The organism is Thiofilum sp. (assembly GCF_016711335.1).
Taxonomy (GTDB): Bacteria; Pseudomonadota; Gammaproteobacteria; order Thiotrichales; family Thiotrichaceae; genus Thiofilum.
Genome location: NZ_JADJTF010000001.1, coordinates 815,268 through 839,764, shown reverse-complemented (window position 1 = coordinate 839,764; position 24,497 = coordinate 815,268). Strand labels below are relative to the sequence as shown.

The 24,497-nt window shown below is 43.4% G+C and carries 22 protein-coding genes and 1 pseudogene; 5 read left to right on the top strand and 18 right to left on the bottom strand.

Annotation, left to right across the window (positions count from 1 at the left end; genetic code table 11):
* The first annotated feature begins 126 nt into the window (after positions 1–126).
* Positions 127–1,067, top strand: a pseudogene (locus IPL34_RS03975) (Rpn family recombination-promoting nuclease/putative transposase).
* Between the two features lie 54 nt (positions 1,068–1,121).
* On the opposite strand, the gene IPL34_RS03970 reads toward IPL34_RS03975, so the two are convergent.
* Positions 1,122–2,675 (bottom strand): hypothetical protein, encoded by a 1,554-nt coding sequence (locus tag IPL34_RS03970; protein WP_296838032.1) that lies wholly within the window; start codon positions 2,673–2,675, stop codon positions 1,122–1,124.
* A gap of 214 nt (positions 2,676–2,889) precedes the next feature.
* Here IPL34_RS03970 and IPL34_RS03965 point away from each other — a divergent pair, with 214 nt between their 5' ends.
* Entirely contained in the window at positions 2,890–3,618 is a 729-nt protein-coding gene (locus tag IPL34_RS03965) for a hypothetical protein (protein WP_296838030.1), read from the top strand.
* A 191-nt stretch (positions 3,619–3,809) separates the two neighbouring features.
* On the opposite strand, the gene IPL34_RS03960 is transcribed toward IPL34_RS03965, so the two are convergent.
* The 16 genes from IPL34_RS03960 to IPL34_RS03885 form a co-directional block, all read right to left on the bottom strand.
* Positions 3,810–4,886, bottom strand: coding sequence for a glycosyltransferase family 2 protein (locus IPL34_RS03960; RefSeq protein ID WP_296838027.1), 1,077 nt, complete (start codon positions 4,884–4,886; stop codon positions 3,810–3,812).
* Between the two features lie 29 nt (positions 4,887–4,915).
* Complete coding sequence (locus tag IPL34_RS03955; RefSeq protein ID WP_296838025.1) at positions 4,916–5,824, bottom strand: glycosyltransferase family 2 protein; 909 nt, start codon at positions 5,822–5,824, stop codon at positions 4,916–4,918.
* Positions 5,825–6,007: a hypothetical protein gene (locus IPL34_RS03950; protein ID WP_296838022.1), complete on the bottom strand. Its 183-nt coding sequence runs from the start codon at positions 6,005–6,007 to the stop codon at positions 5,825–5,827. It abuts the gene before it with no gap.
* Positions 6,008–6,031: 24 nt separating this feature from the next.
* On the bottom strand, positions 6,032–8,089 hold the full coding sequence (locus IPL34_RS03945; protein ID WP_296838019.1) for an HAD family hydrolase: 2,058 nt from the start codon (positions 8,087–8,089) through the stop codon (positions 6,032–6,034).
* Complete coding sequence (locus IPL34_RS03940; protein ID WP_296838016.1) at positions 8,082–9,242, bottom strand: glycosyltransferase; 1,161 nt, start codon at positions 9,240–9,242, stop codon at positions 8,082–8,084. Before IPL34_RS03940 ends, IPL34_RS03945 begins: the two co-directional genes overlap by 8 nt.
* Positions 9,243–9,255: 13 nt before the next feature.
* Positions 9,256–10,218 (bottom strand): class I SAM-dependent methyltransferase, encoded by a 963-nt coding sequence (locus IPL34_RS03935; protein WP_296838012.1) that lies wholly within the window; start codon positions 10,216–10,218, stop codon positions 9,256–9,258.
* Positions 10,219–10,224: 6 nt separating this feature from the next.
* Entirely contained in the window at positions 10,225–11,136 is a 912-nt protein-coding gene (locus tag IPL34_RS03930; protein ID WP_296838008.1) for a lipid A biosynthesis acyltransferase, read from the bottom strand.
* A complete protein-coding gene (locus tag IPL34_RS03925; protein WP_296838004.1) occupies positions 11,133–12,323 on the bottom strand; it encodes an ABC transporter ATP-binding protein in 1,191 nt (396 codons plus the stop codon). The genes IPL34_RS03930 and IPL34_RS03925 overlap by 4 nt, the downstream gene beginning before the upstream one ends.
* Positions 12,320–13,093, bottom strand: a complete 774-nt coding sequence (locus IPL34_RS03920; RefSeq protein WP_296838001.1) for an ABC transporter permease — start codon at positions 13,091–13,093, stop codon at positions 12,320–12,322. The genes IPL34_RS03925 and IPL34_RS03920 overlap by 4 nt, the downstream gene beginning before the upstream one ends.
* 1 nt (position 13,094) lies before the next feature.
* Positions 13,095–13,958 carry a peptidylprolyl isomerase gene (locus IPL34_RS03915; protein WP_296837998.1) on the bottom strand — a complete coding sequence of 288 codons (864 nt, stop codon included), beginning with the start codon at positions 13,956–13,958 and terminating at the stop codon, positions 13,095–13,097.
* A gap of 68 nt (positions 13,959–14,026) precedes the next feature.
* Entirely contained in the window at positions 14,027–15,526 is a 1,500-nt protein-coding gene (locus IPL34_RS03910; RefSeq protein WP_296837995.1) for a hypothetical protein, read from the bottom strand.
* A 105-nt stretch (positions 15,527–15,631) separates the two neighbouring features.
* Positions 15,632–16,024 carry a hypothetical protein gene (locus tag IPL34_RS03905; protein WP_296837992.1) on the bottom strand — a complete coding sequence of 131 codons (393 nt, stop codon included), beginning with the start codon at positions 16,022–16,024 and terminating at the stop codon, positions 15,632–15,634.
* Entirely contained in the window at positions 16,024–18,297 is a 2,274-nt protein-coding gene (gspD, locus tag IPL34_RS03900; RefSeq protein ID WP_296837990.1) for a type II secretion system secretin GspD, read from the bottom strand. The genes IPL34_RS03905 and gspD overlap by 1 nt, the downstream gene beginning before the upstream one ends.
* A gap of 81 nt (positions 18,298–18,378) precedes the next feature.
* Positions 18,379–19,203: a hypothetical protein gene (locus IPL34_RS03895; protein ID WP_296837987.1), complete on the bottom strand. Its 825-nt coding sequence runs from the start codon at positions 19,201–19,203 to the stop codon at positions 18,379–18,381.
* Positions 19,187–19,783 carry a type II secretion system protein GspM gene (gene gspM / locus IPL34_RS03890; RefSeq protein ID WP_296837985.1) on the bottom strand — a complete coding sequence of 199 codons (597 nt, stop codon included), beginning with the start codon at positions 19,781–19,783 and terminating at the stop codon, positions 19,187–19,189. The genes IPL34_RS03895 and gspM overlap by 17 nt, the downstream gene beginning before the upstream one ends.
* Positions 19,780–20,823: a PilN domain-containing protein gene (locus tag IPL34_RS03885; RefSeq protein WP_296837983.1), complete on the bottom strand. Its 1,044-nt coding sequence runs from the start codon at positions 20,821–20,823 to the stop codon at positions 19,780–19,782. Before IPL34_RS03885 ends, gspM begins: the two co-directional genes overlap by 4 nt.
* A 232-nt stretch (positions 20,824–21,055) precedes the next feature.
* On the opposite strand from IPL34_RS03885, the gene IPL34_RS03880 reads away from it, so the two are divergent.
* Positions 21,056–21,706: a hypothetical protein gene (locus IPL34_RS03880; protein ID WP_296837981.1), complete on the top strand. Its 651-nt coding sequence runs from the start codon at positions 21,056–21,058 to the stop codon at positions 21,704–21,706.
* Positions 21,707–21,771: 65 nt separating this feature from the next.
* Here IPL34_RS03880 and IPL34_RS03875 read toward each other — a convergent pair whose 3' ends face one another.
* Positions 21,772–22,176, bottom strand: coding sequence for an SCP-2 sterol transfer family protein (locus tag IPL34_RS03875; protein WP_296837979.1), 405 nt, complete (start codon positions 22,174–22,176; stop codon positions 21,772–21,774).
* A gap of 277 nt (positions 22,177–22,453) precedes the next feature.
* On the opposite strand from IPL34_RS03875, the gene IPL34_RS03870 reads away from it, so the two are divergent.
* Together IPL34_RS03870 and truD are read left to right on the top strand one after the other, a co-directional pair.
* A complete protein-coding gene (locus IPL34_RS03870; RefSeq protein WP_296837977.1) occupies positions 22,454–23,395 on the top strand; it encodes a prenyltransferase in 942 nt (313 codons plus the stop codon).
* 27 nt (positions 23,396–23,422) lie between these two features.
* Positions 23,423–24,460, top strand: coding sequence for a tRNA pseudouridine(13) synthase TruD (gene truD, locus IPL34_RS03865; RefSeq protein ID WP_296837975.1), 1,038 nt, complete (start codon positions 23,423–23,425; stop codon positions 24,458–24,460).
* Positions 24,461–24,497: the final 37 nt, after the last annotated feature.

Sequence of the window (24,497 nt, the reverse complement as noted above, 5' to 3'; positions counted from 1 at the left end):
CGAGGTGGGGGAGTATAGCGTAAAAGCGCTGTATTATCGGCAACTTCTGTATGGCTATATAGCCCCTATCCTGCCCTTACCCTATAATTCAAGGTATCCTCGATCCTACCTTGAGTGACCTCGACGATGAGTGACATCTATCTCAACCCCCTAACTGACTTTGGTTTCAAAAAGATTTTTGGGGAAGAACCTCACAAAGATTTACTGATGAGCTTTTTAAACACGCTCTTACCCGCTCACCATCAAATCCAAGAACTGAGCTATACCAAAAATGAGTATCAAGGCAAAAGTGCCGCCGACCGTAAAGCCGTATTTGATCTCAATTGTATTAGTCCTTCAGGCGAGCGTTTTATTGTTGAGTTGCAATGCGTCAAACAAATCTACTTCAAAGATCGGAGTATTTATTATGCGACCTTCCCGATTCAAGAGCAGGCGCAACGCGGAAGTTGGAACTATAAACTGGCGGCAGTTTATACCATTGGGATTTTAGACTTTCTAATTGATGATCAGCAGAGTAAGGTGTTTTATCACGCGCAACTTAAGGATCAGGATAATCTCTTATTCTACGATAAACTCAATTTCATTTATTTAGTGCTGCCCCGCTTTCAATTACGTGCCCACGAGCTGGTCACTCTGCAAGATAAATGGTTGTATGTGTTTAAACATCTGCACGAATTGGATCACATTCCCGCCGCCTTAACGGATGACGTATTTAAACGTCTCTTTGGGATTGCTGAAATTGCGCAGTTGCCCGCTAATGAACGTCAAGGGTATGAAAGCAGTTTAAAGGAATATCGAGATTTTATGAGTGCGCAGCAGACTGCTCATTTAGAGGGCTATCAAGAGGGGATTGAAGAGGGAGAGAAAATTGGGTAAAAGGCAAACAATTAGGGATTGAAGAGGGTAAACAGTTAGGGATTGAAGAGGGGGAACAAATTGGAGCTTTAAAAAAAGCCCAAGCGGTAGCTCTCAATCTTTTACAGCTTGGTGTCTTACCTGAGGCTGATATTGCTCGTATTGCGGGTTTGAGTGCAGCCGAGGTGGAGCAGTTGAAGCAGCACATTTAATAGTGAATTTAGCACTTTCCTCAAGCGAAAAGTGCTTTGGTTGAGATGATCTCCCTACACCGACTCCAATAACCACTTCAACATCGCTTCACGACGCTCATTAAGTAATACACCTAAATCTTTAAAAGGCATGACTACCCCATTACGTAGCGCTATGCGCTTCATAGTAAAGCTGCGAATCGCGGTTTCTTGTAAATCCGCCAGCCGAGTACTCATAAAACTATCGGTCGCTTGAGCCAAAGAGTGTTGTGCCTGAGTCAGCATTGCAATAATGCTATAAGGTCCAGTTGCCTTTTGTTCTATAGTAGGCTCAGACAAAGGGCTTCCTGTTTCGCGTTGCCCGCTGCTGTACTCCTCTAAACGTAAATTAATCCACGCCACCATTTGCGCATAGCCCCATGCATCATTGGCTCTAAACTCATTGACTGTCCAAGTACTGTACTCACTAAAATAAGTGTCATAATCAAACTGATTAAGACCTATCCCTATTTTGACAAAATTATCGGGTAACTGATGGCGTAAATCTTCCACAGCTAAGGGTTCAACGGCCCCATTCACCTGAATAAGCTGATTATTTTCCCCTGTTACCGTGCCATATTGCACGCTGGCTTGAGCAGTAAAATCCAAAACACAGACCACACCATCATCCGCTATATTGCCACCAATACGCAGCGGATAAAGGCGAATACTAGGTGTCCAAGTATAACCCGTCGCATCGGGTGGCACTGCGCGTAACTTATTGTCACTCACCACACCAGAGAGTAACCCTGCTAGTGAAATAGCATGAGCACCTCTGATTTGAATGTCGTTATTTTGAATCAGAGCATTACGGCATAAGCCATCACTCATAAAGATACCCTGTAGCGGTGCATGCAGTGCCTTAACCACACAGTTTTTAACCGTCGGGCTTTCTAAAATCGTACCTGCCATTTGATCAGCTAATTTTAATCTCAGTGCTCGACCTGCACTTATTTCAACTTCCTGATATTGAGGCGGAGGAATGAGCTGAATAGCGTCTCGATGCGCCTCATCATAAACACGCTCATCGGTAATCGTGATTGTGTCTAACACCGCATGATGATTCCAAATGCGTACCGCATCCGTTTGCTGCGGGGTGGTGTAGGTAATGGTTTTATGAGTAAATTGATAAGGACTGCACCCCGTCGCAGGTAGTGTCACAGGTATACCCCACTTACCTTCCTCACATTCAGCCGCTACCGCTAACCAATCCACACAAGTAGAGACACAGCTTTCCTCGTCTAAAATATATAAATACTCATTTTGCTTCGTGTCAGGCGCACGCCAAAAATCCTCATTGACCGTCAAACTTTGTAGTCTAGGAGGATACTCGGCAATGGCTGCACGCGCTCTAGCTTCAATACGGCGAAAATTAGCTAAATGCCCTTCAGCATCACTAATCTTTTGTGCAATACCCGCCAACGTCGGGTCAGCCTCTTGCTTGGCTTTGAGTTGATCGATATAGGCAGGATAGTAATGGGGTGACGAGGGATCGAGGTACTTTTGTACCGTTTGCAATTCTTCGTTGGCTTTTTTAATCATGCGAGCATAATGGGCATACCAAGTATGCGTATTGACAGCATCAGCCATTTTTAGCCCTATTGAGTTGTTCAATTGTTATTAGCACCTATTTATAGCTTAGGTAAGGTAGTACTAGCAATAGGTATCTCAAGTGATTTATTACCTAAAAAATATTCAGCTCTAGCGCATTGATCCTTTAAAAAAGAGATTAGTAGGTATTGATGCATAAAGAAATTAGAATAATAGGTACTAAACAACTCGTTTAAATAAAGGTTCCACTCGTATGGTCAAGATAACCCCTAATTTAAAACTGCCTATTTATCTGGCTTTGGTGCTAAGTACTCATAGCACCACTACCCAAGCTGATTCTAATCGTTTAAGCCCTAATCTTTTTAACAAACTCAAAAATACGCCGACTCTGGATTTAGCCAATCCTAGATTAGAGTCACCTCATTATAAACCATTAGGCTTAGCGATTATTCGACCCAGCGCTGAGCAAAAAACAGCGATTTTGAATAAATCCATTCAAAATCTATCGATACCTGCTAATCTATTAGCTCGCTGTAATTTTATTGGGGTTAATATTGAACTAGACGATCAACTAAATACCTCAGAGTATTTATTTACCCCTGACAATAGTTGCCTAAAGCTTAATAGCTATCAAAGTAAACCGTTTTGGATTTTACAACATTCGGCTAACCAAGCACCTAAAGTGGTGGTAGCGGATAGTGCGTATCAAGTCAGAATTTTGAAAAAGGCAGCAGGGAGTGCTAAACGTCCTATTGAAACGATACTAAAGGGAAGTGCGCCTAGTCGTTATACTCAAAAACCTATGGAGGTGAGATGTCATGGTTTATGGAATTTTACAGCGAGTGGATATACCCAAAGCTCTGATCAAAGTTATATAGAAGTGTATCGATCTACACCCAGTAGTAGTGCTAAATCATGGGTCATAGTAGAAGGGCAAGACCCTTATGTCGCACTGGATCAGCATTATCGCTGCCCGCGCTAGTGAGGTTAATACCATAAAAAAAGCGACCTCAATCTATAACAATTGGGTCGCTTAAATTACCACCAAAGCAGAACATAATGTGAACGTCGAGTACTTATGCTCTGTATCGCATCATAATAGTGCTTTGCCTAATTGCCAATACTATTTAATAGATATATCAATCATTTACCTTATAGGTATAATTCATGTGGTTATTCAACAGGCAATACCTCCCTAGGGTTAGATGCACTGGTTTTGCGCTCTAATCGAGTCCATAAAGGAGATATAAAGCGGGAGCTAGGCGAAGCTAATTCGATAGACTGGAGCTTAGTTAGTGGAGTAGGAGTGAGCTTGAGTTGCTGCCAATAAGCTGCTTGCAAACTAATACGCTCACACCAACGATGAGGTAAGGATTGATAACGCTTACCCAAACGAAAAGCTAATAATTTAACTAAAGTCTGTAGGCCAGCCCAAGGTAATAAATAGGGTTTACGTTGTGCTAAAAACCGAATCAGTGATTTAACATAGCGTCCTGCTTCTTGATCTGGTTTACCAATGCGGTGCAATAATTCAGCTTCTAGCGCATGAAACACTCCCACATCAAAATAACGCCGTGCTAGCTGCACTAATGAATATTGATGCGAATGCTCGACCGTACTTTCCGCGCTATAGACCGCTTTCCAACCCGCTAAGAGTAAACGCGCACATAGATAACTATCCTCACTGACAATAATATGCTCTGGAAAGTTACCCACTTGGTGTAAAGCCTCAGCGCGATACACGGCGTACACATCTGAGGCAAAGGCAGCTCGATAACCCATCTGAGCAAAATCATCCTGACGATAAGTCGCGGATTGGGCAGGATAATTATAAAGCCGCGCATGTTGCTCTAATAAATCGGCGTTAGGTCGTGGCACATGACGCCCATACGCTAATGCCACTTCAGGATCATGCAAGAGGGGAGCTAGTAAACACTCTAGCGAATCGGTCTGAGTTAAAATCGCATCTTGGGTTAAATACACCAAATACTTCGCCTCTAGACATTGCTCAGCCGCCCAACGTCTTGTACCACCATGATTAAAATGTTCTTTACGTACTCGGTAAATTTCAAAACCCGCTTGTGCTGCAAGCAACACCGTGTCATCGGTCGATTCGGTATCAATGACCATATAACGTCCGGCTAAAATAGTTTGTTGTTGAATGGCTTGAATCCACTGAGGCCACAATGCACCAGCATTGCGCGTCAAAACAATAATAGCCACATCTGGGCGATAAATTTTTGTTAACATAAAAGCCCCTGTGGGTGTCATCCGTTTACTTAGGAAAATAGTAATAAGGCTAAATTTTCCAGCACACCCTGTTTAAAAAGTCGATGTTGCACAATATGCCGCCGCCGCTCCCAACCACGCAAATATTGCAAATGAGCGAGAGCTTGTAGCAATTCATAATCCTCTTGAGCTAACTGGGTACTGAAGCAACGCAAAAAAGTGGCTGCTTGCCGACTCCAAAGATCGATACGCTTGTGAATATCGCCCCATTCTAAAGAGCGCTTAGCACCAATAACATTATGATTATGCTGGCGATACAAAATAGTAGGTTGTGCTAAAACACCAATATGACCAAACCAAGCACATACCAGCGCTAGCCAGCGGTCATGTTGCATGGCTTCAGTAGGCAAAGGAAAGGCTAATTGAGCTGCTCGACGATTAAACACAGTAGCACAGCCAGTCACATTATTATTTAATAAATAAGCTTGTTTGCGTTGCTTGAGATCAAAGCCCCGATAATCCCAAAATGAAGGGCTTAAAACCTGTTTATGCTCATTGACCACCACTAAATCAGTATGTACCAATAAAGGCTTGGCTGAGCCATATTGCTGCTCTAATTGTCGTAGTGCTTCCACTTGTAATTCAATTTTTTCTGGAAACCAAATATCATCTTGATCACAAAACATTAAATAAGGCGCTTGGCTTTTTCTCACTAATTGATCAAAACTAGCAGTACTACCAATAGAACTAGCACTGATAATATCGGTAACCCATTTAGGGTGTGTTTTTTGCCACTCTAGTAATATTTTTAAGGTTTTATCTTGCGAGCCATCGTCACGTACTAATAGTTGCCAGTCGGTAAAGGTTTGGCGCTCTAAAGAAGCCAACAAGTCAGAAAGCCATCTTTCGCCATTCCAAGTCGATAATAGCACTTGTACTATTGGAGTAGAGTTAGTCATTTAGCGAGCCTCCCAATAAAACCGTAGACGCTTAAGGCGTTGGCGGTCAAATAATTGTGCTTTGACTCTTAGACTATACCAAAGTATTAATGCTTTTAAGCCCGGACTGAAACAGCGTCCTCGTGCATTAGAAAAGCAAAAGGCTTGCGCTGCTAAAAATAAATGTAAAGGCTTGGGTAACATAACTTGCTCCTTTGCACTGTATTATTATTTTTTTACTGCATGCAAATAAGCCATGCGTAAAGCAAAATTAGCTATCCCTGTCGGTAAATGACTAAACACAGCATAACGCCATGCTTCAACTTTTAAATAACTCCAAAATCGTTTTGGATTTAATAAATCACGCCATTGAAACCAACGCTCGGCCAGCGTTAGCACATGATCATGTCCAAAATCCTCAGTATGTACTAAACGCTTGAGCAATTGAACTTCCTGCGGTGTGGGATAAACCACTGCTCGCTCTAATACCCCATACACAAAAGGCAAAATAGCTTGGCTATTGAAACCATTTAATTGCTGAATTTTTTGAAACTGTTGCCAGTAATGTAAAACTCCAGCTTGTATTTGTGCAATATAAGGATTCGCATTGAGTTCAGCCGCACGATCCGGTGCATGATCTTCTTTTAATAGCGGCAACCATGCACCTAAAGTATTTTGTTTATAACCAATAGTCGAGCCATGTAAAGCTCGTGCTCCCTGTTCAAATACCTCTTCAAACTCAGTGACTACTCGCTCACAATCATTACCCCGCCGTGAGTCATAGATAATACCCTCAGCCTGATTAAAGCGATGAAAGTCAGTATATAACTTTGGGACTAGGGCAAAATAAAATCCTAATACCTCAGGATAATCTTCATTCTGCCCAAAGGTTTTCGTCAAAAAGTGTTGCAAGGTTCCATTCCAGCCAATGTCGACCATTGCAACCTTTTTATAATTAAAAAACCCTTGTTGAGTGAGATATTCATGTAAGGCTTGCTTATGTTTTAATCCAGTTTGACGAATAAGGCTTTGTACTTCTATATCAGCTAACCAAGCTAATAAACGCTGATCTTGCCAATTCTCAATAGGAGCGGCTATATCATTAAAACCATAGGCTTTAGCTAGAGGTATTAAAGCTTCGCTGGGTAAGCTATATACTTTGAATATCGAACTTAAGCCTTGTTGTTTAGGGTTATAAAAAGCTACTTGTGCTTGTTGTAGTGTTAAGCCTTCCGCTACTGAGGCCGCTGCTATCACTTGGCGAGATAGATATAAATAGTGATGATTATATTGAGCTTTTGTCTGACTCAGCATTTGCTGAAATAAATAGCCATCACGGGCAATAAAAAAAATACAGTCGGGTTTATGCTGCTCTAAACGCTCCATCAGACCGAGCATAAAGGTACTGAAGGTAATGCCTAATACATCGCGCCCATAATTAAAATATTCTGATGAGGTACTATTAACTTCTTTATACGATAAAGCTTCTTGGATTTGAGCGGCTAAATAGCGCCCTTGCCAAATTCCTCCTTGCAATGCCATACGCGCATTAATACGCTGAGTATTAATACGTGCTTGTTCGTTTTTTTCATCGAGCCAAATACCTTGAATACCTAGCTCGCAGGGTTTTAAGCGATCAGAATGTGGATTATCACCAATATGTACCCATGATTGATAATTAAGGTGTTGCTGCGCTTGCACATACTCAAACAAACGTCCGGTATGCTTGCCCAAACCACTATCACTAGAAACATAAATCGCATCGAAATAGCGTTTTAAACCTAATTGCTCTAATAGTTGCTCTAGGTATTTACCATCCAGATACATATCTGAAATAGCCAGTAGCGACACATTAAAGCTTTTTAGCCAATCTAGAAAATCGACCACTCCAGACTTAATGTATAAAGCAGTAGTTTCAGCTTGTAGTTCTAATTCACTGGCTAGATGGATTAAAGCAGGGTCTTCATGTCCCACCCATGTTTTAATCCAAAGCGGTAATAATTCGGAAAAACGACATTCGTAATCTAAACCTTGAGCCACTGATTGCTTGCGTAATTGGGTCTCGGCTTGTTGGCGTGCTTGCCACACTTGCTCCGCATTAGCCCCCATGACTTTAGCGGCTAATTGGCGGCACACATGGTGCTGAATGTGTTCGGGCAAATCAATGCGAGCTAATAGCGTGTCAAAAATATCCAAGGACACGACTTGAAACCTACCTGACGCTAAATGCGGGCTGAGCCACGCTTGTACCGCCTGCCAAGACCCCAATCGTAATTTGTCAGGCATAACCTTGTCTCTCTAACAAATGACGCACCGCATGCATAGGCTTTTTAATACCACGGCTAATTTTATAACCAAGGGTTTGACGTATTTGTCGTAACTCAGCCTCTAATTGCTTAATAATGGTATCCCGCTCGGCAATCCATTGATCACGATCTTGAATCCAACCATTTTGTTGCTCGGCTAATTGCAGAGTATTTTCAATAACTTGATCACGTTCTTTGACCCAACCATCACGGTCAGTTACCCATTGTTGCTGCTTTTTAATTAGCTCATCACGCTCAGCAATAATGGCAAATAGGTTTTGCTCTTTTTGGAGTAGGGATTGATGTAATTTGGCACACCATTCACCGTGTAGCATGGTCTGCAAATCGCTTAATTGGGTACTTAGATTTTGCCAACCGCGTTGATCGAGACGCGGGGCTAGATGTGGGAGCCATGCGTAGAGCATTTGTAAATGCTCATAGACGGTTTTCAGGGGGGCTTCGTGGATAGTATTAGTGTCATGCTGCCGATAGGCTAATAAAATATCGGGGCTATACGCCGTCATAAACCCCGCACTACAGACCCGCAAGGCAAAATCATAATCATGCACATAACGCAGTTCACGAAAGGACTGAAGGCTCTCCCAAACTCTGCGCTTAAAAAAGAAATTAGAGGTCGTGAGTAAAAAATTACCCTTGATCAAAGCGGTTAGAAAATCGCGGCTAGTATAAAGCTCTTGCTGAAGGCTGTGATACCACTCCAGAAACTCACTTTGCCATTGGGGTTGAGTCTGCTGATGGGAGTATTCAATCTGTGCACTAGAGGCAAGAAAATCAGCGTTTTGAGTTTGGGCTAATTGTAATAAGCGCTCAAGACGTTGCGGATGCCAACTATCATCCGAATTTAAAATCGCTAAATAGTCGCCTTGAGCTAGGTTCAAACCTTGATTGAGAGTAGCCGGTGCGCCTTGATTTTCAACATGGCGCTCAAGTCGCAGCCGTGAGTCCTGAAAGGCTTGTATGATGTGCCACGTCTGATCGCTGGAGGCGTCATCAATAATAATTAACTCCCAATCAGTATAGGTTTGATTCAATACTGATTGAATAGCACTAGCAATCCATTGTGCGTGGTTATAGGCTGGTATAACCACGCTCACATTAGCCCTAGTGGACATTATCTTACCTCGCTCAGTTGAGCGTACCTCGCCATAAATTGGCTGCACGGCGCACTAATTGCCAGCTACGAGTAGCATGGACTTCAGCAAGTTCGGCACGAGTACGCTGATAATCTTGCGTTAATTGTTGTAATTGTGTACTGCAATGTTCGAGCTGAATTTCTAGCCCTCTAATCACTTGTGCTTGAGTTTGCAATTGATCTTGCATTCGCCCCCAAGCCAAATTAGAAGCAAGCAAAGGCTTAAATTGAGCCTCGTCTAGTAGATCATCGCTTTGTTCAGGTGAACTTAGTCTTAAGGTCAAGATAAATTGATAAGCCATCGCTTCTGGCTCATGGAATTTAGCTAAGGCTTGTGGTGTTGCCTCTAGATCCCTCTTAGCCAAATACTCCGTGATGACGCTATCGGCCATATCATTCCAAGTGCAATCAATATCGGTGATAGTAAAGCCAGCCTGATTGACTAAGGTACGTAGGCTGTCCAAAGTGAAAAAGCGTAGATGAGTGTTATCTAAAATACCACTTGGCTCATAAGCAAACTGACCCCCTAATAGTTCTAAACGCACAGAAGCATGTGCCACATTAGGAACTGAAATTAACACCTCACCTTCGTCAAGCAGTAGGGGCTTAATACGTTCAAGCAGGTCTTTAGGATGCTGCAAATGTTCTAGTACATCGACTACCGTTACTACATCGAATTTTTCACCCTCTAGCGCATCTAGGCTATGGGGATCATCTAAGTCTTCGGTAAACACATAGTCGCAAAAGCGCTGCGCCCGCCAAGCTAATTGCGGGTTTTTGTCATAACCAATAATGGAGGCCTGACACATACTAATCAGCAACTCGGACATTTCACCGCCCGCACAACCTAGTTCTAAGACGCGTGCGTAGCGCGGTACACGTCGAATAATTTGAGCATGAGAGTGATTAGCAAAGAGGTCTATTGACGCCAAAGCTGCTTTTTCTTGTTGTTTCATTATTTGCTATGCTCTTCGCAGCAGAGGAAGTGCTGCCCATAACCACCACTGACTAGGTGCTCGCTCGATTTCGGCACTCAGTTGCTGGGTGAGTAAATTCATGCATTCCTCTTCATTATAATTATTTGGGTCTAGCAGAGGTTTAAATTCTGCTATCACCCCCCCGTCCTGTCGATTACGCATATAAAAGGGCGCAATCCATGCCTGTGTCTTTTTTGCTATTTTGTAAATACCAACAGGTACTTTTATAGTACCGTTTAGAAAGGAAACTGTCACGCCTTGATGCGGATTTTGTGTATAGGGCACATCGAACAATAAGGTAATTAATTCATCATCTAACGCTTGATACAGCGGGCGTACTAAATCACCCTCAACTAGAAACGTACCGCCAAGGCTAGCTTTTAACCGCTGCAACTTCCAGCGCCGAAATTGATATTCAGCCTGATGCAAGTGTTGCGTATTTACCTCAGTATTATCCCGCGTGAGCGTCCCCACTTGATAACCACGCAAATATATCGCAGGCCCTGCCAGCCAAAAACGCCCTATATGCCCACCCGTGAGTAAAATGCGCCTGCCTTGTTGTCTAGCATTCTCTATTGACTCAAAACCTTGCAAAGTGACTAAGTGTTGAATATTTTTTGGCTGGTTTAAATGCCAAGTATCCAAGGATTCATACTCAATCATCTGCGCATACTCAGTGAGCCACTGTTGAATCTGAGCCTCAGAAGCATCGGGAAAAGTAAGCTGCATTTGTGCTTTAACCAGCTCTAAGCCACCCAAATGGCGGGCTTGCCAATAGCGACTAGAGTAGCCCGCTAAACGATAGCCAAGCTTTAAGGGTAGTCGAGCTAGGAGGGGGTATTGCACCTGATAACGCCATGAAAACCATTCCGGCTTTAAAGTGCTTAAACCCTTCATAATCCTTGCACTTCCCAACGATGCGGTAATTGACAGATTCCAATGCCTTGGCTTTGTGAGTGCTGTTGTACTTGAAAATGACAGCAGCGTTCCCGTGAGTCATATACATGTAAGCCTGTCTGATCAATCAACCATAGCTCTAGGCAATAACTGCCCGCTAACAAAGGTAACTCATCCGTCACGTAGCGCACCTTAACCTGTTCATCTCCTTGCAAACTAACACCTTCATGCAAGGTACTCATGCCATAGCACTGGATGTCATCATTGCGCCGAATGACTACACCTAAATGTACATCCTTGGCTGGATAGCTATTTAAATAGATTAATACCTCTACCCCGAAACTAGAGCCTGTATAAAATATTGCATTATTAGCGGGCAATAATTGCGCTGTTTGAATAAAAGGTTGAGCTTTAGACTCACTACTGACCTGATCTGCCTTAGGGTTTAAAGGCTTAGAGACCTCGTGTTCACGACACGCTGTTTGATAGGCATCGACTACTCTTTGAGCTAACCCAAACTCACGAATTTTGCCTTGTTCTAACCATACCGCTTGTGAGCATAACTCACGCACTTGATACAAATTGTGCGAACAGAACACTAGGCTAGCGCCCCCCTCCACAATGGTTTTAATGCGCTGTAAGGATTTCTTTTGAAAATACTGATCACCGACTGCCAGTGCTTCGTCCACAATCAATACTTGTGGTGCTATCACTGTCGCTAGGGCAAAGCCTAAACGCATTACCATACCACTGGAATAAGTTTTAAGTGGCTGCTCAATCCAAGGTTGTAGCTCGGCAAACTCAATGACTTGAGGCAGATATTCATTAATTTGTGTGTGAGTTAAGCCCCGTAAGGCTAGCCCTAGGCGAATATTATCTAAGCCTGATAGATGCAGTTGAAAACCCGCTCCCAACTCTAATAAAGCTGCACAAGTGCCATTAATCACACATTTGCCTGCGGTGGGTTTTAATGTGCCCGCTAAGACCCGCAACAAGGTACTTTTACCCGCTCCATTGTCTCCTACTATCCCTAAGGTAGCGCCTTGCTCTAGTTCTAGATTAATCGCCTGCAAAGCATAATGCGTAGTATGCAGTGGTCTACGCATAAACCACTCCCAAATTAAATCTACAGGTTTTTGATACTGAGGATAGCCTACCGCTACTTGATCTAATATTAGGGCTTTCATAGCACATACCGCACTTTAGGCAATAAGCTCTGTGCCATGTTCCAACATAAGCCCCATACCACCAATGAACTAACGAGCACTAGCAACCATACCTTCCAATCAAACTGACCTAAGACTAATGCTTGCTGATAGCCTTGAATTAAATAGGTGAGGGGATTGCAGAGCAAAATGGTTTGCCACTGACTAGGTACTTGCTCTAAGCGATAAAAGATAGGGGTGACTAATAGTAAGATACCGAGTACTGCACTGACTGCTTGACGCAAATCATGCAGTACCACACCTAATACACTAAAGAGTGCCGCTCCTATACTGCTCCATAACAAACGCATGAATAGCCAAGGCAAATAACAGAACAAAATAAGCCAAAAGTTGGCATCTTGCATACTCATCCAAACGATTAGTAGCACCACACTAATGCTTTCTAATAACAAAGAACTAGCGACCACAATCCAAGGGATCAGTACGGCAGGCAGTGGAGTATTGAGTAATAATTCACGCCGCTCTAATAGCAAGCTAGGGGCGCGTGTTAGCACTTCGGCTAAAGCATTGAAAGCGATTAAACCCGCTAAGAGATACTCACTAAAATGCTCACTCGCGGTATGTCGCAATTGCATGAGTTCGCCAAACACCCAGCTGTAAATCACTAATAAAGTCAGAGGTTGAGCTATGAGCAGGATTAGCCCTAAACGCGAATTAAAATAACGAGTACGTACATCTAAGCGCACTAATTGCCAAAACAAAGCCCCCGATTGTTTTAGCGTTTTAAACATTTTAAGGCTCCAGATTCAATTTAGCCTCTTGCTCAAATTGCTGGCGTAATTGATTTAATAATACTTGCTGCTGTCCCAAACGATATTCGGTTTTTAGGCTAGCGATTAGCTCATTTTTTACCTTATCAAACTCCAGCACTTCTGGCTCAAGGCGTTCTAAATAGTTGAACAAATACAGGGCTTTATCAGTGCTAATGACTTCACTCAACGGCTCACTGGTAGTTAATTGACTCGCGGCTGTAAAGAGTTCGGTGGGTAACTGGTCGGCTTTATACCATTGACCGTCTTGGGTAAGTACTTTATCAGTGGCTTGACTATGCTGCTCAATGGCCTGTTCAAAAGTAATTTTTTGATTTTTCAGGTCTTGGCGTAAGTTGGTTAATTGTTGTTTAGCTTTAGCTTGGCTATCAGCAGTAGGGGTATTAATTTGAATGAGTTGTAGTTTCAGTCTTAAGGGAAAGGTATACACAGTAGCTAAGCGGGCTTGATAGACCTCTTGGGCACGCTTAGTAAAATCAGGTGCTTGTTTATCAAGTTGATATTCCAATGCTTTACGCGCTAGTAAATCTTTGCGCATTTCTTCTAGTTGTTGCTGGATATTAAGATCTTGATCTAAACCCTGCGCTAAGGCTTGGTGTAATAAAGATTCACGAATATATAAATCTTGCAATACCGCGCGTTTTTGCTCGGAGGTGTTTAGTGTTGTAGGGTCTGAGCCTTTTACTTTCAGCGCTGTTTCATATTGTGTTTTTGATAGTTCCCATGCAGGTGTCTTGATCATCCAAGCTTCTTCTGCTTGAGTAGTACCATATAGCCCAAAACCCAATAGGGTCATTAATACTAAAGACTTTAATAATATACGCATGATTCAACAGCTCAATAAGACGGATTAAGTATTTCGCCCACTTAATCCGTCAGGCAGGTCAAGTAAAATTAATAACGGCGTGTTTTGTGTGGAATAGCATCCCCAAAGCGTGCATGAGCATTTTGGCTCACATTACCCTCAATCGCGGCAAAGCCTAGAGTCGGTACACCATTATAAATAAAGCTATTCGCTTTATAATTCAGTGGATTAGCACCATAGGCGCTCGATGAGTAATAGGATCCACCTAGGGTATAATTAGGGAAGGTAATGCGTGCCCAACCATGTACAAAAGGTCCTGCCATTACTGTTTTCAGGGAAGGACTAGAAAATACCGTGCGCGTCAGATCATAAGACGGATCAGTGCTGACAAAGCTCAACACATTGACTTCACGAGTTAGCTTCGCTTCTGCCCCAAAAGTCCCCGCTTTAGCATCCATCAGGAAGCCAAAATATTTATCTTGCGCATTATTCAAGTTCCAAGCACGGGTTTCTTCACGATCATAGAGGCTGTCGATTTTGGCAGCAATATCGGTATCCTCTCTATAAATACCGTGCTTTTTCATGGGGAAAGTGACTACCCAATCGGTATGGCCATCATAGCCATCGGTAGGATCAAGGAAATACTCATTCATAATATAAGGCACGGCTAGCACATGTGCCATGGGGTAGGGGTTAGTACCGCATCTAGTACCCTCTACTAGGCAAGGATCAGTCTTTTGTTGTTTCCAATTAGTGACCACCATATCCGATTCGCCGTTAGGTTTGGGTACGGTAATGGTGCTTTGAGTAATATTGCCGGAAGCTAAAGAAGGCAATAAATACTCTTCGTAAACATCAGGGCGATAATGCTGGGCTTCGGTGCTGTAGTTATCAATGGCCACTGGATCAATGGTAAATGCTGCCCCCTCGGCCACATTCAGTACCGCAGAAGAACCAAATAATCCACCTGTGGGCGCTTTTAAACCAGCCGCTGATGACCCCGCGCCTGAAGTGAATACACCTTTGGTCCAAGCATTAGCTACTTCTTGGCAATTAGTAGGTTTGCCTTTAGCATGTTTAACCGCTGCCTGAATCACTGGATCGGTGACTACCCCCATCTCAATGACTTCTACATAACCTTCGCGCGTATCTTTATTTTCATAAATAATATTTTTGCCATCAAAGGTTTTCATCACCTCACAGCGATCGGGTGTAGCACAATCAGCAGCATGTTGTATAGGCATCGTACAAGTACGATCTAGCGTAGTAAACGCCCCTGCATCGCTTTGACTATCTTTGCGAATCGTACCTGTCCACACATCCTCAGGTGACATATAAATATTAAAATTGAGAATGTCGTTGCTGTTCTTACCCTCACGGAAGCGGATTTTGACAGCCTTAGTCTCATTAGTGGAGTTCACCAAATTAATATTAGTGACGTATCCGGGATTGGCATTGAAATACGGAAATAACAATACTTGACCGGTTCCATCGGGGTTAATATGCACAGCTTGGACACCGGTAAAAATCCCGACGGCAACCAGAACTCCTGCTGCTACCCCAATAGCGAGCTTATTTTGTTTAAACACCTGAGTGCCTCCTAAAAATTTATCTTTATAATTTATTATTGGAGTGTCTAACTTAATCTAATCTACTTATCTATAGATAATACAATATTATACCAGATAAATATCTTAATTTTTTACGTAACGCCACTCGGACTTCCAAGCGGTATCTTTAATCCAAGTTTCTTGTATCACTTCACTGGTCTCAATAGGCTCTGGCAAACCACGCATTTTCATGGCAACCGTAACCTTTACATTCACTTGGCATTGTGAGTCCTTACACTGAGTATCCACGACCTGTGCTGCTTTCCATAAACCCAACCCCCGAATAGAGTTTTCAAACTGCTGGAGCGGGGTAGTGTCCTGAAAAGCTTTGGTATAAAGCGCATAGGCTTGAGATGTATTTCCTTGTAATAAGGCTGACCAACGTTGTTGAGCTAACTCTTTGACGATAGCTTCCGGTGGCTCACTACAGGCCACTAATAATCCTAAGCTAATTAACACTACCCACTGCTTCATCATTAGCGTTGCCCCTTTAATTGCTGGAGGAAGTGATCATTATCCATGAGGCGCTTCATGCGCTCGCGCATTTCTTCGCCTGTTTTATTGAGAGCGGATTGATCCTTAATCGCCGTCGGTGTAATCAGTACTAACAATTCAGTGCGTGTGGAGGTTTCACCCTCGGTGCTAAATAACTTACCTACAATAGGCATATCACCTAAAATCGGTACACCTTGTTTACTGTCCGTTTTGTTCTCACGAATCAAACCACCGAGCACAATAGTCTCGCCGCTTTGCACCACAATAGAACTCCTAATACTGCGTTGCATAAAGGTAGGCTGATTATTCACACTATCGCGCTCCCCTAAATCCGTTACCTCTTGCTGGATTTCCATTTTAACCAAACCATTACTATTTACTTGCGGCGTGACCTTGAGTGATACCCCAGTATCTTTATATTGATAGGTATAGGTATCCGTTCCGGTAGCTCCACTGCTGCTAGTTTTAGTTTCAATAGGTTGTTGATTACCGACGCGAATTTCCGCTGGTTGATTATCCAATACTAAAATAGAGGGTGAAGATAAGACACGCACTCGTGATTGCTTAGCTAATACATTGATAATATTTTTCAACGCACCAGTAGGGTCGCTTAAGGAATAAGAGAATCCAGCCCCTCCTGCCACGCCCCCTAATGACACTAAGCCCTGTCCCACCTGACCGAGTAAGTTACTGTTTTTAAAGTACCATTGCAGACCAAATTGCAGATTATCCGAGAGACTGACTTCCATAATGGACGCCTCCACTTGCACCTGCATCGGCATCACATCAATGCGTTTGACGGCTTCAATAATCTGCTGATAAGTCGCCTCAGTCGCCATGATCATTAATGAATTATTGGTCTTATCCGCGACAATGCGTGCCTCATCGCTGGCATCAATTACTACTCCACCATCAGCCGTTACCGCAGGTTTACCCGCCACTGCGACTGCAACCGCCGTTGAGTTTTCACCACTGGGTATTGCCCCTTCAGGTGTCACAGCACCGTTGGGATTAGCTGCATTAGGCGTACCTCCTACTGTTGCAGGCTCTAAACCCGGAGCAAGACTGGAGGTAGGACTTTTCTTTTTCGAGCTACTATTTTTGCCCGAAAAGATCTGATTGAGCATTTCTGCTAAATTTTCCGCGCTACCATTTTGTACCCGATACACATAAAGCTGTTGCCCTGCGGTGGGGCTAGTGCGATCAAAGCGATTAATCCAGCTTTGCATGTCTTTCAAATAGTCAGGGCTAGCTGAAATAATCATTAAACTATTCATATGCTCCAGCGGTACGATCTTGATCATACCCGCCATAGAGCTACTGCCACCCTCACCAAATAGGGTGTCCATACTTTTAGCGACTACATTAGCCTCCACATTTTTAATGCGGAAGATACCCACTGACATACCTTGTAGTACATCCACGTCAAAGGTATTGATGGTAGACATGAGATTAGCTAATTCTGAGCTAGTGCCAGCCAGCATTAATAGATTCCGACTGCTATCCACGCGCACAAATGCATCAGGATTAGCTAATGGCTCTAAAATTTTCTGCATTTCCACCGCAGGGATATAGCGTAGCGGTATGACCTGAATACTATAGCCCGGCTTTAACTTACCAAAACTAGGTTGAAAACCCCGACCTTTAATATTGGCGCGTGCCGCCACTCGATAGCCGCTAGGGCCATCTTTGTATAACACAGCCCCTTGTGTAGCCAGTAAAGATTCTAAAGTGGGAATCAGGCTGGCTTGGGGAATAGGTTCACTAGAGCTAATAGTGACCTCTCCCTCAACCCCCGGCTCAATGGTGTAGGTGAGTTTTAATAAATCCCCTAACACTACTTTGACTACCTCACGAATGCTGGCACGCTCAAAGTTCAGCGCAATCCCATCACCTGAGGAGCGACGTTTTTTACCTTCTGTGCTACTTTTTTCCGGTTGTTGACGATAATAATTTTGTTGTCCCAAGATTAATTCAATATCTTGTTGAGTATTACCTTGTTGTACTCGGCGCTCAGTAGCCGGTGGATTTGAATAGTGAGTAGGTGCGATAGAGGTGCTAGCACGACTCGAAGGTAATTGAGTACCTGCACTCATGCCTAACATCCGTCCATCAATCTCGCGCACGGCACTACTACGTTGGAAACCCTCATCATTAACATTACTACGATACCCCGGACTATTGCGTATTGAGGAACAGGCCGACATTAACACTGAAACACTCACTAGCCCTATTGTGATAAGTTTATAGTTCACAAAGCTAACCCCATTATTTTTATTATTCTTATAGATAAATGGTTTTATTCTTATTAAAGCAGTTTTTGCACTTACCCTAGCTTAATTGAGCCTATTATTTGTTGGATTAGGTAGAGCACTGCGTGGTTGGTTGGCGGCTTTGTTACCGCTATCCGTACTACCCCAACGTGATTCCATTAAACGCTTACGTGCTTCTAAGGCATCTTTGACCGATAAAATGGGTGGTGCTTGCTCTACCGTTGGTGGGAAAGCCTCATTCGGCATACCCGCTTTAGGCTCTAGGGTGCTGGATAAGAGATTTTGTGCCGCTGCTGCTTGTAAGGCTTTTAGGCGAGCTAGGGTTTCGGCTTGGGCTTGTTGTTGTTGATCTTGTGCTTTTTTAGCTAACATCGCCGGATTTTCCTTGGGGGCATTAAAATCGGCAATCAGGAGTAAATCCTGCTTTTCCTCACCCAGTTTTAAGGTTAGTTTATCTTTTCTGACCTTCTCGACTACCCAGCTACCCCATTTATCCCCTACATGCAAATAATGATTTTCGGCTGTGCTGGTGCGCATAATCCCGTAAGATTTCTTACCCAAATCAATCACCCCTACCAGACGCCCATCCGGTAAGGTTTTATCCACGGGTATTTCAATAGGTGCACTAGGGGCAGAGGCTACTACGGGTGGTGCAGGTACTTGACGACTTGACCACAACAAGGGCCTATTAATAAACGCTTGATAGGTAGCAACCCCCGGCGCATTCAATAAACTTAAGTCGGGCAGGGTCACATTAACCGCCTGCTTAGCATGACTCTCCTCCGTCATAGTCCATAAGGTATAAAGATTCCAAGTAGCTAGGCTTATAGCGCCCACACCACTTAGCCAAAAAAGCCATTGAATGGGAGGACTAATCCACTTTTTCATTCACCGCCCCTCCACGCCAATAGGTAGTAATTAATACCTCTGCTTTTGCCTCTTGGGTTTGGCTTCCTTCAGCACTTTTATCTAAAGGATAAAGCTCTAATCCATCGACAAAAATGAGAGGGCGAGCTTGATACGCTTGATGCAACACTTGGCGCACTAAGGGCATAGAGCCTTGAAATACCGCTCGCACTGTAACCTGTTGATAGCCGCTGGTGGATTCTTCGGGTTTATTATCCTCAACGACTTCGGAGCTGAGAATACGCCCATTACCACGCATAATGACGCCACTTACTTGTTGTTGTAGCTCTTTAGCTACTTGTGCCGCCGTCATACCTTCTGGATAAAACAGCTTATCTAAGCCTTGGCTTTTAACTCGCTCATATTCCGCCATAAACTCTGGAGTCGTATTAGCAATCTGGCGCATTTTGGCTAATTGCTGATAGCCCGTTTCAATCCGCTCACTCAATTGGTTGGAGTAGCTCCAAGCCGGTAAGACCCCAAACATTAATAGGCACAAAACCAAGGTAATCAATAAGCCCCAAGCTAATAAGCTTTGGTGTTTATTCAGGACATCACTCATGACTTCACCTCCACTTGGGCTTGAATTTGGAACTTATCATTATTGCTATCTTTGCTACGGGTCACTGGTGCTTTGAATTTCACTTGCGACAACATAGGTGAGCCTTCCAAGAGATCAATTAGATCTAAAGCGGCTGAAGACTCGCCTTTAATCGATAACGCATTTCCTTCTAGGGTTAAGCGTTCTAACCAAGTATGGTTAGGTAGCAATTGTGATAAATGCTCTGCTACATCCAGAGCCACGGGGGAGGTGCGACGGCGCTCCGTTAAAAAACTCATCGCCTCTTGTGCTGCATTGAGTTGTTCACGTACTTGTAATTGCTCAGCCGAATGTTGACGCACTTGCGCTAAAGCAGTCTCGATCTGCTCCACGCGGCGATATTGATAGGCGATAGGTGCTGCTAGCGAGAGCACTAAGGCGGTTACCATAAAACCTAAGGGAACCCAAGACCAGCCTTGATTTAAATCGGTAGCACTCATCTGACCTACCGGAGCAGCCGAGGCGCTGCCTGTGACAGACAGTAGATGGACTTCTGGAATACCCAGCTCTTTTAATTGCTGGATGATGCGGTCAGCACTGTGCTTAGGGATTACCTGCACATTGACATTAATCTCTTTAGTTTTGCGATCATGTGTTAATGGCTCGGCCGAATAGTAGGCGCGTTCAGGTGAAAAGGGACTCAGACGATCTAATTGATACCCAATCACTTGGCGCAAATTTTCTTGAATCGCCTCAGGAAAGCGTTGCTCTAGTAATAAACCCTGCTTAGTCGGCAGTTGTACCTCAATCAAATACTTTTTACCTTTGATGATTTTCGGCGGCTTACTAAACAGATCAATAGGGGCATTAAGTGAGTACGTACCTAGAGGAATCAACTTTTGATCAGGCTTCCAAAACGCCTCAAGCGCTTGCTGATGCAGTTGTAGTACCACTCTAGGACGCTCACTGCGCACTAAACGCCGTAGTGAAGAAGGCAAACCTTTCAACAGCCCGCTACCCCACCACTGCATAACATGTTTAAGGTTGCTGGTTAGCATCATATTATTATTATTTATACAGCTTATGAATAGACTTATCGTAGCGAATTAGCCGACGAATGTCGACCCATATACGATGAAGGGAAGATCAAGCGCAATTATCAGCTCATTAATAAATTCACTTCCTTTAGTCGAGAGTGAATGTCAAACTTAGACTATGATGTAGTCACCAGCATTCGCCCCAATGCTGTGAAAGCTTTAGGCACTGTGATTGACTTTAATGGATGATAACCCTTTGTCTGCAATAATCCTTTTTTTAGGCGGTTTGTGCTGGGTCAGCTCCCTCTGGTTTCCCGCTTTTTATACTGATACCAATGCTCTCATGGGCTACTGGGTACTTATATCTGGTTGGCTGGGTATTATTACCTTTCAGTTTGGCTGGTTTGCTAATCTACTCATCTTCCTTGCTGTGCTATGGATGTATAAATACCCCATTCGTGCCACTCTAGTGGCAGCGGCAGCCGTGCTGATTGCTACCCAATCGTTTTGGTTTATGGTCATGCCGGGCAAGGATGAGAATATTAATATTATTGGACAAGGACTAGGCTTTTGGCTGTGGTATGGCAGTTTAATTATTATGTGTATCGGGATTATTTTTGGCTCGGATACCGAAGCACCCGCTAAAGAAGGGGCTGACTTGAAAGTCCATCAGCCGAACCCTCCGATAATTACGGCTCCGCTTATAGATACTCCCAATGCCTCGTCACACACCAATCCGGCGACTCCAGTCAGCCCGACTTTGATTAATAGCTCGCTGGACACCCCTTTACTGGCGGCAAATGATGATATAGTGACTACTAAACCTATTAATCAACCTAGTTTAGATGAGCCAACCCCTCTGGCTGATTTGCTAGACAGTACTCCCTCTACTAAGCGCCCCCACTAAAACGAAAAACCCGCTCAATCCAAGGCTGGAGAGCGGGTTTTATTAAGCTTAGTTCAACTCAACTGTTATTGAGTATCGATTTTGCTCATTAAGCCAAATGACTTAATGAAAGGGCCTGCCATTTTAGGGTTTTTCAGCATAGCGCCGTAATCGCCCGTGACGAATTTTAATTTACCGGTGGTATAAGCCATGCCTAAGCCTGCCATACCAATGCCATTTTCAACCCATTTCATCCAATCTTTACGATTAGCACGCATATCCCAGTCTAGAGTCTCGTCGTTATAATCCCCTGCACGCACACAGACACCATTTTCTACGACAAATACACCGCGTGGCTTAGCTTCATCCTTAAAACCGCAACCGATCAGGGAGTTAAAACCAATTTCAGCTAAAGCGTCTTTCACATCGGGGGCATTATTCCATTGATCTTTTAGCTCATTCATCCAATCAGCAGAAAATAATTCTGGCATCGTAATCCTCCTAGTTAATTTATGGGTAGTTTGATTCTTTATAAGCACACTGGCACTGCAATGCAATTAGCTTATAGAGATAGGCTTGCTAGTGCTATTGATATTTCGACAACTTATGAGCGGTGATCTGCTTTTTTCTTTAAGTTAACAGGGTGCAGTACAGTCTGAATGGGTTTGGTTTTGACTTTTGAAGTCTCAACACCAGCGGAAAATCCTGTTCACTCGTTCGATAAGCCTTATAATCAGGCGTGACTCCTAATCAGTAACTAATAACACTATGGCGCAACCACAAGAACCTAATCGAGCATTATTACAATCACGTTGGCTTTGTTTGTGGCTCGCTACTCGTCCGGGCTTTTTGGCCGCTAGTTTAGTACCGGTCTTGGTCGGAGTTGCAGCCGTGTATCACCTCACGGGTGCGGTAGATATGCTTAAGTTACTCCTGAGTCTAGTCGCTATTGGCTTGGTGCATGCGGGCGTGAATGTGCTCAATGATTACTACGATGAACTCAATGGCACAGATCGCCTGAATACGCAGCGGGTTTTTCCCTTCACTGGTGGAAGTCGCTTTATTCAAAATGAGGTGCTCACGGCTAAGCAAACCCTATGGTTTGGTATCGGTTTATTAGGCACAGCGCTGATTTTGGGTTTGGTACTCACTCTGCTGAGTGGCGGCGCTTTAATCGGCATTGGGGGGCTAGGTTTGGTTTTAGGTTGGGGTTATTCCGCTCCTCCGTTGCGACTCAATAGTCGGGGGTGGGGCGAATTAGCCATTGCACTAGGTTTTGGAGTGCTTATTCCATTAGGTGCTTGGTATGTACAGACTGGCTATTTAAGTGCTTACCCTGTACTGATTAGCTTAGGGTTGGCAGTATTGGTGGCTAATATTCTTATTATTAATCAGTTTCCTGATTATGCGGCTGATAAACAGGTAGGAAAGCATCATTGGGTGATTCGCTTAGGTTTAGATAGTGCGCCTTATTTATATGGGGCTTTAGTATTAATCGCTGCCTTGAGTACCGTGCTCAATATATTGTTTGATTTATTACCTCCTTTAGCATTCATCCTACTACTACCTTTAATGATGAGTGTTAAAGCCTATAGCGATTTAAAGCATTATGCTAAAACTCCGCAACACTTAGCTTTAGCGATTAAGTTAACTATTGGCAGTATGGTGTTGCATGGTTTACTACTGACTTTAATACTAGCTTTAAATTAACTATTCTTATTCAACTGAGTACGCACCTTGAATCCACTATTTACTACTGAGTTTATACCTGCCTATGCCGCTCCATTAACGGGGCAATTTCGTGTTCAGCACAGCGACTTTAAAGTTAATGAGCAAATGGATATTGAGCTTTCAGGGCAGGGCGAGCATTTATGGCTGCAAGTGCGTAAAACAGGCTCTAATACCGATTGGGTCGCGGGACAATTAGCGCGTTGTGCAGGAATAAAAGAGCTAGAGGTTGGTTATGCAGGTTTAAAAGATCGCCATGCCGTAACCACACAATGGTTTAGTTTACAATTAGCCGGAAAGCCTGATCCTGATTTTAGTGCTTTGCCAGCCGAAATTGAAATTTTACAAACTCAGCGTCACGATAAAAAACTGCGCACTGGAGCATTAACGGCTAATCATTTTGAGTTGGTTTTGCGTAATGTTGCAGGTGATTTAGAGCAAATTAAGCCTATTATTGAAAAAATTAAAATTCAAGGTATCCCTAATTATTTCGGTGAGCAGCGTTTTGGTAATGAACGTAATAATTTAACCAAAGCATTGGCTTGGTTTAAAGGTGAGTTTCGCCCTAAACAAAAACACCAAATGGGGCTATATATTTCCGCTGCCCGCTCATGGATTTTTAATCATATTTTGCAAGCACGTATTCAGCAGAATAATTGGTATACGCGTTTAGCAGGGGATGTATTGGTCTTAGAGGATAGTCATTCGTGGTTTGTGGATGATGGTTCAGAGAGTTTAATCCAGCGTTTAGAGCAGGGTGATATTCATCCTTCAGGCGCATTATGGGGTGAGGGTGAGTTACCTACACAAAGCCTAATGCGTGCATTGGAATTACAACAAGCTGATGGCTTCCCAGAGTTTTGTGCAGGCTTAAATAAACAACGCTTAAAACACGATAGGCGTGCCTTACGTGTGATGGTTAAAAATCTCGAGTATGCCTTATTAGATCAACAAACCTTGCAATTAAACTTCACCTTACCCGCTGGGGCTTATGCTACGGTCTTACTAGAACAATTAGGGCGTTTTAGCTCAGCGGTTCACGTTTAATCCTGATGGGAGTTTGCGAGGATTAGCAAATACTGTT